Annotated in this window: 6 protein-coding genes and 1 tRNA gene; 1 reads left to right on the top strand and 6 read right to left on the bottom strand. The window is 59.0% G+C overall.

Features of this window, described 5'->3' with window-relative positions; genetic code table 11:
• Positions 1–2: 2 nt before the first annotated feature.
• Positions 3–1175 carry an ABC transporter ATP-binding protein gene (locus tag E3374_RS13510; RefSeq protein ID WP_136689486.1) on the bottom strand — a complete coding sequence of 391 codons (1173 nt, stop codon included), beginning with the start codon at positions 1173–1175 and terminating at the stop codon, positions 3–5.
• Between the two features lie 1323 nt (positions 1176–2498).
• Here E3374_RS13510 and E3374_RS13505 point away from each other — a divergent pair.
• Positions 2499–3593: a cellulase family glycosylhydrolase gene (locus tag E3374_RS13505; RefSeq protein ID WP_136689485.1), complete on the top strand. Its 1095-nt coding sequence runs from the start codon at positions 2499–2501 to the stop codon at positions 3591–3593.
• A 184-nt stretch (positions 3594–3777) separates the two neighbouring features.
• Here the strand turns inward: E3374_RS13505 and E3374_RS13500 are convergent, their stop codons facing one another.
• The 5 genes from E3374_RS13500 to E3374_RS13480 form a co-directional block, all read right to left on the bottom strand.
• Positions 3778–6921, bottom strand: coding sequence for a glycosyltransferase (locus tag E3374_RS13500; protein WP_136689484.1), 3144 nt, complete (start codon positions 6919–6921; stop codon positions 3778–3780).
• A 46-nt stretch (positions 6922–6967) separates the two neighbouring features.
• A complete protein-coding gene (locus tag E3374_RS13495) occupies positions 6968–7951 on the bottom strand; it encodes an NAD-dependent epimerase/dehydratase family protein (protein WP_211194978.1) in 984 nt (327 codons plus the stop codon).
• 3 nt (positions 7952–7954) lie between these two features.
• Positions 7955–9076, bottom strand: a complete 1122-nt coding sequence (locus E3374_RS13490; RefSeq protein ID WP_169051851.1) for a glycosyltransferase — start codon at positions 9074–9076, stop codon at positions 7955–7957.
• A gap of 1320 nt (positions 9077–10396) precedes the next feature.
• Positions 10397–10470 (bottom strand) — tRNA-Lys (locus E3374_RS13485).
• Positions 10471–10504: 34 nt separating this feature from the next.
• Positions 10505–11203 (bottom strand): DUF7119 family protein, encoded by a 699-nt coding sequence (locus tag E3374_RS13480; RefSeq protein WP_136689482.1) that lies wholly within the window; start codon positions 11201–11203, stop codon positions 10505–10507.
• Positions 11204–11651 lie beyond the last annotated feature (448 nt).

Raw genomic sequence — 11651 nt, 5'->3', positions numbered from 1 at the left:
CGTCACGCGTCGCTTCTGGCCGTCTCGTCGACTTGCCCCTCGGCGAACGCCTCGATATCATCTCGGGCCGGTGGCTCACGGTTCCGAAGTGCGTTACCAGTTTGGCCGTCGAAAACGTGGATGCGGTCCTGCGGGAACCGGATCGACAACGTCTGTCCGGCGTCGAATACGAGGTCGCCCTGCAGGGTCGCTGTACACTGCTGCTGACCGATCTCTAGGTGGACGTATGTCACTTCACCGAGTGGCTCTGCGACCTGGACCTGCTTCGTTATCGCGTTCCGTGCATCGGCTTTGACGACCTCGATGTCCTCCGGCCGGATCCCGAGTGTCAGTGACTCGTGGCCCTCGACATCAGTCAGGACATCCTCGTCGATCTTCATCTCGAATCCGTCGTGGACGAACGTCGGCTCTCCCTGCGTGTTCAGCTCGATTTCGAAGAAGTTCATCGAGGGTGAACCGATGAACCCTGCGACGAACTGGTTTACCGGTTGGTGGTAACACTCCAATGGCGTTCCGATCTGCTGGAGTCGACCATCGTCGAGAATCACGATCCGGTCACTCATCGTCATCGCTTCCGTCTGGTCGTGTGTTACATACAGCGTCGTAATATCGAGATCCTGCTGCAGTGCCTGCAGTTCCGTTCGCATCTGAGTCCGTAGTTTCGCATCCAGGTTCGACAGTGGCTCGTCCATCAGGAACACCTCGGGATCACGGACGATCGCTCGTCCCAGCGCAACCCGCTGTTGTTGACCACCCGAGAGGTCGCCAGGTTTCTTGTCCAAGAGATTACCTATCTCCATCATTTCCGCTGTCTCCGTCACCTGTCGATCGATCTCCTCGGCGGAGAGATCCGTCGCCATCCGCAATCCGAACGCCATGTTCTCCCGTGCCGTCATGTGGGGATACAGCGCGTACGACTGGAACACCATCGCCATGTCCCGTGCCTTGGGCTTCCGGTCGGTGATCTCCTGACCGTCGAGATACACCTCTCCCGTCGTCGGGGTTTCCAGTCCGGCGATGCTACGCAACGTTGTCGACTTCCCACAACCGGAAGGGCCGACCAAGGTGATGAACTCCCCGTCTTCGATGGTGATATCGAGATCGTCGACGGCGACGATCTCCTGCCCACTGTCCTGAAATATCTTTGTCAGATTTCGCGTCTCTAGCTGGCCCATACACGCAACTCCGACTTCCTGATATTAAATTTTGGGGGAAGGGGTTGCAAAGAGAGTGTAGTTACACGACCAGTGACAGCATAGGAATTTATAGGCCGAACAGGCACAAACCTGTTCATCCGGAGGAGGATGTCACGTCGGTTTAAGCCAGCGATCATATCCCTCAGCAGCGATTGCGATGAATCGGATGAGGGTGTTCTGGAAGGTGATTTCTCCCATCGTTCACTCGCCCCTGCACCGCTCGATAGATGGATTGAGGTGGATCGAGCAGACGGAACCCGAACAGAATTAGAACTTATCTTCAATCGGTATTTTGTACATTACATTAGTTACTCTATTATACTCTAATTCTTATATTTGTTCCTTTTAACGATGGAGCCACAAGACTCACTAATGGGACGACGACCGAGGAACTGGGCCGACGATTCGAACCCAATCACCAGATGGACCGAGGAGATATCCGCCGGGGAAACGCCGGAGGAGAGAGTTGATCAGTCGAGATCGGGCCGTTTGCGACGGTCCAGCGATCGTAAACAGTACCGCCTCTTCAGCCAGCGAAATGGGTGGAACCGGAGACACCCCACTGGTCGCTCATCCTGTTTTTCGTTTCTCGTTCCCAAACGAGGAGCCAACGACAAGGATCGGTGTCAACGACAGGGATCGAGCACTCGCGCACTTGAGCGACGATCGCGCTCCCAGAGTATGTACCCACACGACCTAGACAGGACGAAACGAGGCTCCGTGCCTTCGTTCACGAGGTTGTTGCAATGCACTTTCGCTCAATCGTCGGAATGAACAATATATCTGTATATCGTCTATTAAAGTTAATAATAAGATTTTATATATTACTGTAAATATTATATAATGACGACACCCGTACGCCGCTTTCCCCGGACCTGCGTTCGCCGTTACTCCGGGGGTGCCGGGCGCGAACGGAGTGAGCCACTATTTTTGGCTTTCGAATTTTTCGAGAAGCGAGAGATGAACGCGTAGCCCGCAGCGATGACGCGGCGAGAAAGACGGCTACGCCGACTCTAATCAGGGTGGTTTCACTACTCGCCTTGACGAGGTCAGCCAACGTTCCGTCGACCCCAATGTTGAAGTCTGCGAGTGCGTCAGTGATATCATCACTGAGATTCTACACACGGCAACAGACGATGGGCTTTCACCTCGCTATCACTGTAATATCTCAGTCGCATTAGCTGGGTTTTGATCGGGCAATCACAATATTCCATACTTTATATCTGCGAAAATTAATTCTTAGAATCAATTTTGATAATACAGGCTGAACGCTCTTGGCCATGTGATCAAAAATCAGTAGTAATGACAGACCAAACTGTCCCACGGCAGGAATCTGCCGGCCGCGGCGACATCTCGGCCACCCGAAGACGGTTTCTGGCCGGTGTGGCAAGCGGTGGTATGCTGTCATGGGCAGTGGTTTCTTCGTCGACTGTGTTTGCTGGGGGTGTGCCGACATCCGGTTCGGGCCAGTCGATGCCAACACCTCGACTCCACGTCGAAGGGAAGTGGTTGAAAGACCCGAACGGAGACCGCGTGTCACTATACGGACTCAATACCGTCGACCCGTACTGGGGACGGAACTACCAGGAGATGGGGGATGCGAGCTACGGAGACACTCTCCATCGGCTCACCGATCCCGAAAGAGGGTGGCATCCGCGCGTCATCCGGGTTCCTGTTCAGCATTCTCTCGAATCGGTCGGACTCCAGCGGACGATCGACGAGTATCTCCGACCGACCGTGGATCTGCTCGGCGATCGGGGCTGTTACGTCATCCTCGATTACCACCAGGTCGAACGGTGGGACACCGAAGAGATCGACCAGCAGATACGGACGTTCTGGAACGCCGTCGCACCCGCGTTCGCCGACGACGAGCACGTACTGTTCGAGCTATTCAACGAACCGACAAAACCCAGCGGAGACGGGAGAGCGGACTGGGACGCCTGGCGAGAGACTGCACAACCGTGGGTCGACCAAATCCGATTACACGCGCCCGAAACGCCGATCATCGTTGGATCTCCCCGATGGTCGTCGTACGTAAAGTACGCCGACGACAATCCGTTCGAGGACGAGAATATCCTCTATTCGGTGCATCTGTATCCCGGTCACTTCGAATCCTACGACGTGGACGCGATCGCCGCTGCTGCCGAGGAGGTCCCGCTTTTCGTCACCGAATGGGGCTACGTGAATGACGACGACAAACCCGAGTATATCGTCGGTACGACTTCCGGCTTCGGCGAGTCAATCGCGGAGTACTTCGACTCGATTCCGAACGTAAACTGGACGGCCTGGTGTGCAGACTCGCTGTGGAGCCCGGCAATGTTCGATACCGACGGGTCGCTCCGTACGGGCGACCGGTACATGGGCGGGTTCGTCAAACAATTGCTTGCCGACAACTGACAGCTCTCGCTCGCTCGGAGTCGCCTTCTGACCGACGCCGATACACGCTGTGTCGACCCCCTGTGATACTACCGGCTCTCAGAGGGAGAATCCGATGCCACGACCACAACTGATGGAACCTCACTTCGGGATGGAGAATATCGTTAGCCTCTCACAGCCAGCGGTATGGGCCGGTCACGGTCCGTCACCAACCTCTTGTAAGCCCGGGTCGAGCGCGCAACGAGTCGCTGAGCGACGTGGTGCCGCGCTGACGGGGTTTCGACGTCTCGTTGGCCGGCGGGTCTGTCCGGGCGTACCGCATCAACGCGAGGTTCTCGCCAGCCTGTGTGACGTTTTCGAACTCGTACGCTTGGTGGGAAACCAGTTGTCCCTCGGTCGGGTTGTTGTCGTAGGCAACGACCCAGACCGTCGTGAAGTTCCCCTTCGAGAGAGCTCGAGGGACCTTTGACCCGTTGGCGTAAGTGACGTTACTTGCTCGGGACCGCTCGGAAGCCGGCAGATAGTACGACAACGGAAGTTTCGAGTTGGGAGAGTACACCACGAGGTCGTCCTCCGTCAGGTTCGCTCCCGACAGCTTGTCGCCCACAGTCTGCCAGTCCTCGGCAGTGTCCGACCCGTAGTAGGTCCCGATACCGGGAGCGGCCAGCAAGACCACTACCAGGGCCACTCCGATCTGTACCTTCTTGCTTGACAGCGCCGAGACGATCCGTGACAGGATCAGCGTGAACCCGACGAACCCAGCGACGGCGTATCGCACCACCAACAGCGGGAACAGGAGATACGAGAGGAGATACGGAACCAGCGTTGTCGAGACGATCACGCAGGTTGCAAGACTTACGCCCCCTGGCGGTTCGAGACCAGCGAGACCGCCGTCTGGGGACTGTTTACCCTGACCATCGGTGAGGAGGAGTCCGTCCTCGGCAGTCTCACGCCACAGCGCTACTCGCTTTCGTATCGACCGGACAACGAGATAGCCGAGCCCGAGTGCGAACCCGCCAAGGATTACTCTCGAAGCGAGTTGCTGTTGCCCGGTATAATCGATGATCGGGTAGTTTACTGGCACGTTCGCGTAGGCGTAGCTGATGTCACGGAGCGTGTGGAGGTCGGGCAGTGTCACCCACGCCGTCGGACCGCCGCTGTCGGCGAGGATGAAGTTCGGCACGAGCATGAGGAGTACCCACGGAAGGAACAGCAAGCCCGCTGCGACGGCCACCTTGAATACTCGTGCGACGGGCACGATCGCCCGCCGCCGATGCTGGACGAGAAAAATTCCGAGATGGAGACACTGTGCGAGCAGAATGAAACTCCCGTAGATGTGGGTGTACAGTAGCGCCAGCGTCACGATCCCGTATCCGAACTGGTTTTCCAGGGATTTCGAGTCCAGCAGGCGGAGGTAGAGATAACACGACAGCGCCGTCAGCAGAACGATCAGAATGTACATTCGAACCGTCTGGGAGTACTGGATCTGCAGCGTCGAGGTCGCCATGACTAGCGCCGCGACCAGGCCGGCCCGCCGGTCGTAGACATATGACGACAGCGCGTACATCGCCGCGATCGAACAGAGTCCGATGAGGACCGACAGGGACCGTGTCACCAGTTCGGACTGCCCGAACAGTCCCATCCAGCCGTGCAACAGCATGTAGTACAGCGGTGGATGGGGTTCGACCATCGCGATAACTCCGTACAGTGGCTGTGAGCCCCGGACGACGATCGAGTAGGCCTCATCGAGCCAGAGACTTCGTCCGAGTTGCGGAAGCCGCAACAGGAGCCCCGCCCCGAGTATCGGAACCAACAGGACGTGTCGCCGGAGCGTGCTGCCGAGGCTAGCCCGAAGCGACGTGCTCGGCCCCTCGGCGCCGCCCTGTAGTGCCCTGAACCGACCGCTGTCTTTATGGACTGTCTTCTCCCAGTCGAGGTCGCCGACTGCAGTTTGTTTGAATGCCCGGACGTCTGCCGCCCACTGGAGGAGCCAGTAGACCGGGACCGTCACGCCGACCAGCACCGACCGAAGCGCTTTCCCCCCGCTTGGCTTGGTCGAAGCCAGCCAGTAGCCGACGCTAAAGGAAAGCAGCCCGGCGACCAGAAACGTCAATGACAGCTGCAAAAGCCACTCGACGGCGGTGATTCCGGGGGAGAACTGTAGCGCCGTCCCGATGCCGACCAGTAGCGTGAGCCCGATGATATTCAGCGGACCGACGTGTGGCAGAAACGATTGCCAGAGGACGTGAAATCGCTGTCGAGCCGATCCTGCCGGATTCTTGAGGAAGTCCAGAAAGGTGAACAGCTTGCCCTTCTGCCACCTGGTTCGCTGTTTCATCCAGTTCGTAACTGTCTGGGGTGATTCCTCCTTGGTGACTGCATCGAGGAGTCCGAACTCGTAATCGGTAAGCCAGAGATACAGCCCCATCTCGAAGTCCTCGGTGACGTTCTTCGGGTCCCAGGGCGTGACCCCCGTGAGCCCGTTCTCAGCGAGCCACGACCGGTCGCTGTCGCTGTGGGGACTTCCCTTGCGATCGTCGCGTCGGGTCGCGATATCCGCGAGCAAGTCGCGGGTGAAAAAGCACGTCGTCCCGCTGAGTGGGATCGGAAACCCCATACGCTTGAACGCCGGGACGATAAGCCGGTACCAGCATCCGTACTCGGCTCGAAAAACGAGGTTCTTCCAGCCGTCGTCTTCGTTGGCCATATCGACCATCCCCTGGACGTAGTCGTTACCCTCGACTGTGATCGCCTTGGCAACCTTCTCGAAGAGATCAGAACTGACAACGTTCTCGGCATCGATGATTCCCACGATTTCCGCGGTCGTCTGTTCGTAGCCGTAGTTGAGCGCCCGTGGCTTGTTCGGCGACCCCGGATACGCCGCTGGCACGATGACGAGATCGAGTGTGTACTCCTCTTGCAGTGACCTGACCCGTTCTATCGTCCGCTGATCGTCCGGCTCCAGCAGGACAGTCAAATTGATCTTCCCGTCCGGGTAAGCGGTCTCCCGGATCGACTGGATCGCCTGATGGATCACCTCGTGTTCCTCGTATCCAGGTACCAGGACATCTATTTCCGGATAGACCGACGGGTCCTTGATCGTGATGTTCTCGGTCGAGACGAACGCCACATCCCGGGTCCTGACACCAGTCCAAACACGGGTAAGGACTGCCCCGACCACTGGAGAGAAAATGTACGTATTGGTCATCAGCCATGCAACTCCGTAGAAGACCGACAGTGTGAGCAACGCGTCGGCGGCGGTTATTCCTGTCAGCATAGTCCGCTCTGTGGCCGCTTTCGCCGTCGTTTCTCGATCCTGTGCAACTGTCGTCGCGACGATCGTCGGCAAATCGAGACCTCGCACTGGTCGGGTAGGTCAACGGAAACAGTGCCGCTCATGGCGACGGCACCTCGTGTTGACGACACACACGTTCGATTCCCGATTCGAGCGGAATCTCCGGTTCCCACCCGGTTGCTGCGTGGAATTTCGAGGGGTCTGCGACGCCGCAGGCCGGGAGCACGCCATCCGGCGTCGGTCGGTCGACGTACGTTGGCTGTACCGGCCTGTCGAGAGTGTCCGTGAGCATCGCCACCAACTCGTTGCTCGTTACTCCCCGTCCGGTTCCGAGGTCGTAGACACCCGTCAATCGGTGGTTCGCTGCCGCGATGAGGCCACTGACCACGTCTTCGACGTGGGTGAAATCCCGGACCCGTTCGCCACTCCCGTACAGCACCGGTCGCCGACCGTGTGCGATTGTGTCGGCCAGCTCCGCGACGACGTTCGGGTACGCTGGCCCCCCAGCGTGACTGTTCCGGTATGCCTGATAGACCGTCGTCAGTCGCAGTCCGGCCACGTTCAGTCCGTAGTGAGACGCGAAATACTCCGCGTAACGCTCGCGTGCGAGGCACGATGCCTCACAGCCGGTCGTGGCCGCGACCGCCGTCTCGGTGGGTGCCGTCGGATCGTCGTAAACCGAGATCGTAGAGGCATAGACGACGTCACTACAGCCGTCTTTTCGAGCCTGTTCGAGGACGTTCACGAACCCTTCCAGGTTCACCCGGACACCAGCCGTCTGATCCGATTCGTGTGCCGAGTACGACGACAGTCCGGCGAGATGAAAGCACACGTCGACAGCCGTCGGGAGATCCGGTTCGAGGACGCTCCGTTCGACGAGTTCGACATCCTCATCGAGCGCCTCTTCGATTCCGAGCGATCCGTCGTCGACGACGACGACATCGTTTCGCCCGGCGAGCGCGTTCGCCAGGTTCGAGCCGATAAAGCCTGCGCCGCCAGTGACGAGTATATCGTTGCCTGCTATCGTCGCGGCCGATACCGCCGGCGTCGATCCCGTCGCCGACTCATCGTGAAGACCATCCATGCATTACACCTGCCCCGATACGGGCTCGCGTGTTGCCCCGGTCGGGAAGACCGACGTCTCCGTCCCGAAGAAATTGATACCAGAGCCGGCGATGATCGCGAACAGGTTGGCAATCAGCAACGGGAGGCCACTGATTGCCCCCACCGTGAGCGTGCCTGTATACGCGACAAAACCGACGACTGAGACGCCATGGAACGTCGCGTACTGCCTGAGAAGATTCCCGGACGGGCGGTCGTAGGTCACCAGCCAGTTGCCGGCGAAGTTCCAGTTCACCGCTGCCAGAAACGCGACCAATCCGGCCAGCAGAAAGTGTGCGTTCGTACTGACCACCAGAACGAACACGAGCATATTCACGGCCGAGCCGGTCGCGCCGACGAAGGCGAACTCGGCACCGCGAACCGCTCGCATCGGATCGATGACCTCGTCGAGATTGCGGCTGGCGACGGCGAGTTGTCCGACGTGTTCGAGGAAATTCTGATACTCCTCGGCGGTCAGTTTGCTCTCGCCGCGTTCTCGCTGCCTAAAGCGGTAGGGGACTTCCGTCACCGCATCGTAGTCACCTTTGCCGAGGATCTCCAAGAGGATCTTGTACCCCTGGGGGTCGAGATCGACATCCTCGATGACGCTCCGTCGAACGGCGAAAAATCCCGACATCGGGTCCGATATCCGGCGTGCGTCGGGGATTGCCACGCCCGCGCAGGTCGTTGCCCCCCTGCTGACGATCTTTCGCCACAGGGGCCAGTTCTCGATACCGCCACCGGCGACGTGACGACTCCCGATAGCGACATCTGCCCCCTCTTTGAGGGCGTCAAGGAGTTCAGGGAGTTTCTCTGGCGGGTGCTGTAGATCGGCGTCGATAACCGCACAGAAATCGTGTGTCGCGGCCCCAAAGCCGTCAGTAATCGACTGAGCCAACCCTTTCTCGCTCGACTGACGGCGGATGACCCGCACTCGCGGATCATCACCGAACAGCCGCTCGGGATACTGCCACGTATAGTCCTCGGAATCGTCGTCAACGACGATCACTTCCAGCTCGAACGCCGACGATGGAAGGGCTTTGAGACACTCAGTGACAACTGTGGTGATATTTTCTCGCTCGTTGTACGTTGGAATGAGGACTGACACGCCAGTGGTCTCCGGGGAGGAATCGACAGTTGCGACGGGTGACTGGGCTGGACGTGGTTGTGATGTCGTTCGATCTACTGGCTTGGTTTCGTTGAACATGTTGTCAGTTTACGGTGCCTGAATCGACGCGTTAGCTTCCCCTCGATACCCCCTCCGCCGGGTATGCGCCAACCGCTCAACTGGCACACACCCGGACGCACTGGCAACTGGCAGGCACTCGTACTGTTGGCGAGAGCCTCGTGAGCGATTTCGCCACGACGGTACAGCGGAACGATTCATGCGAATGGAGCCGACAGCACCCCGAAAACCCGACATTATTACCACACCCGAATCGCTGGCGTCCCACACTCGTTGCAGACGAGCGCGCGCGTACTCTTGTACGTCCCAGGCATCAGACACCCGGAACACGCCTCCACTATGCAGTTTCGAGTTCCAGACAGCTCCGTGATTAGTTCATTGGTGTTCATCGTCATCGTCGCGGTTTAACCACTCAGGTGAGTCTAGCCAATCCGCGGCCCCTGTACCCCGACTCCGTGTTTTCCCCACCTACGTGGCTTGGGCCGCAATATTATTGCCCACTATTTATATCTGTAGGATGCAATTTAACGGGAAATTCTTGCATCAAATACAGATATTGTATCTGATTCCATCGCTGATTCCATCGGATTCGAACGTCATCTGGCGATACGACACAACGCCGAAACTGCGTATGGACGCTTCAAGAATTTATCATAGACGAGTATGAGGGACCGGGAGTATGCGAAAACGGCCAGCGAAAATGGAGTAGCGGACCGGATGGGAGAGCGGATTCGAAGAATCCGCGAACGCCGAACGACGCCGAGACAGTCCTGCTCTCTTCCTACAGTCACTGTGCGGGCTGTGATTCGTCTACTTCAATTCCCACCCCATGCGTTCGACACTGCTCGCTATCGCTCGAAGAAGTCTCACGGGCCAGATGAGAATTGAACCGAGTGAAGACATTTCTGCTCGCTTCGCTACGCGGGTTGTGACTTCCAGGGCTCAATTCCCAAGAGAAGTATACGACGAGCGAAGCGAGTCGTTTCGCCGGACGCGAACGGAGTGAGCGTCCGGTTTTTGAATACTAAAGTTTTCAAGGAGAGGTTCCCGCAGCGAGCCGGAGGCTCGCGAGGAAACCCGACGCCGAAAAGTTTAGCGGGCCGGATGGGGATTGAACCGGATGGAGACGTTCCGGGCATGTGGCCTCCCTTCGCTCGGCCATTCCGGGGCTGCGACTCCCAGGGTTCAATTCCACCGGCAACGCACAGCAGGCGCTCACGAATTTGTGAGCGCCATCGTGAGCGGGCCGGATGGGAATTGAACCCATGACCGTCTGGTTAAAAGCCAGACGCTCTGCCTGACTGAGCTACCGGCCCTCACTGAGATCTGGGGGAGTCGCCGGCTAAGTCCTTACGGTTGTCGACGGTCCGGGTCGCCGACGGCGTCGTAGTGCTCGGAAAGTGCCGCAGCGATCAATTCTCCGGGAGATTCGTCTTCCAGGGAAGCGCGCCGCCGTAGCTCACAGTACGCGTCGATGGGGAGCGTGACAGTGATCTCGCCGAGGCGAAACCCGGCACCTGAAATCACAGCCACGGGATCAGCACCGTCGTTGATCTCGCTGGCCAGCGACCGAATCTCCCGGACTGTCAGACCGTGATCGAGAGCCGCAAACGCCAGCAGGAACCTGGCCGTACCGCCGACACGGGCGATGTGCTTGGCCGCCGTTGGCGCGATCTCACCCTTGGCGACGTGTCGACGGACCGATCGTGGGAGGTCATGCACCCGCGACCACTTGCGGATAAACGAGACTGTCGCCGCCCCACCAGCCCGTTCGGCGGCGGCCTTGTAGGAACCCATACCGCGAACGAGCGCCGCACACGCCGCTGCGCCGCGCAGCATGTAGACGCTGTCCTCGTCCCCAGCAGTGTTCTCGGCGAACGAGCGGACGGTCTCGGCAGCCTCCGTGAGACTGTCGGGATCGTCTGGCTCGAACGCCACTGCACGGTCGGCATGTTCACCGGTCGCGTCCGGGTCTCCCCGGACCACCGGCTGTCCGACCGGAGACTCCCGATCGGTTGGCAGCCCGGCCTGCTCCGGCTCGTCACTCATGTGTGAACCAGACTCGTGATGCGTAGGTAAAAACGTCCGGTCGAGGATCAGTCACCCGCGGCATCTCGCTCGCGTTCCTCGGAGAGGTGCTCCCAGACCTCGGCGCATCCACACCCGTCCTCGACGTTGTCGAGGTGGTCGGTTTCCGCGGTTTCGGCGTCACTCATCGGTCGATCCCTCCGTTCGACCCGCCAGTCACCGCGACCTCGGTCGGCGTCTGGACGGCGTCGTCTGCGCTGTCAATCATCACCTCTCTATACCGGTCACACCCTCAAAAGGCCGCTCACACGGGTAATGCCTACCCGAACTCCCGCCTGGAGGGGATACTTGCCGCAATTGCTGGCGCCGTCGTATCGTCGAACTTCGAGAGTCGACAACGGAGATGACCGGCGGAAGCACCGACGGATCCCGACACTGAACGCGAGTGACGGCGAGACTTGTCCGGGTC

The organism is Halorhabdus amylolytica (genome assembly GCF_004944975.1).
GTDB lineage: Archaea > Halobacteriota > Halobacteria > Halobacteriales > Haloarculaceae > Halorhabdus > Halorhabdus amylolytica.
Note: the sequence above shows the minus strand (reverse complement) of the source record. Positions and strands in the feature narration are given on the sequence as shown.